Here is a 474-nt window from a genome sequence, read left to right on the forward strand (position 1 = left end):
TTTACCAACAACATGGTTTTAGCCGTCAGGAAGCACGGGCGCTGGTATCAATGGATTTGGGGCATGGTGATGGTCGCGGGCGCTATGTTGAGCGTGTTTATAGCCGTTAAATTTAGTCGTTCGGTTATTGAGTCAGATAAAACAATCAGTTAAAGTATTACAGCCATTGGCAAATACCAATGGTCAGGGATTTGCACCCCTGAGTATCCAAACACTGGTAGGATGTTTCTGCCAGTGCGTTTGCTATCGCCCTTTCAATGGCGGTTCAGGCGGGGGAGACTTCGGTCTCGCCGGTGGATACTCCGGTAGTGCAAACCCCGTCTGAATCGCCACCATCAATATTAATTAATGGAAAGGGGTAGCAGGAATGAATAACAACGTTAGAAATCTATGGTCACCCCCGTTTTTGCAACACTGATTTTGATGTCGGGTTGGCTTGCTTAAATCTATCCGGCGTCTCTATAGGCAAAGATG

The 474-nt window shown here is 47.0% G+C and carries 1 protein-coding gene and 1 pseudogene; both read left to right on the forward strand.

Annotation, left to right across the window (positions count from 1 at the left end; translation table 11 throughout):
• Nucleotides 1-110: pseudogene (locus AAC854_RS23080) on the forward strand (integrase domain-containing protein); the annotation flags it as partial.
• A gap of 17 nt (nucleotides 111-127) precedes the next feature.
• Complete coding sequence (locus AAC854_RS23085) at nucleotides 128-325, forward strand: hypothetical protein (RefSeq protein WP_340619125.1); 198 nt, start codon at nucleotides 128-130, stop codon at nucleotides 323-325.
• The last annotated feature ends 149 nt before the right edge of the window (nucleotides 326-474 follow it).

The sequence above is a fragment of the Xenorhabdus entomophaga genome (genome assembly GCF_037996725.1).
GTDB lineage: Bacteria > Pseudomonadota > Gammaproteobacteria > Enterobacterales > Enterobacteriaceae > Xenorhabdus > Xenorhabdus khoisanae.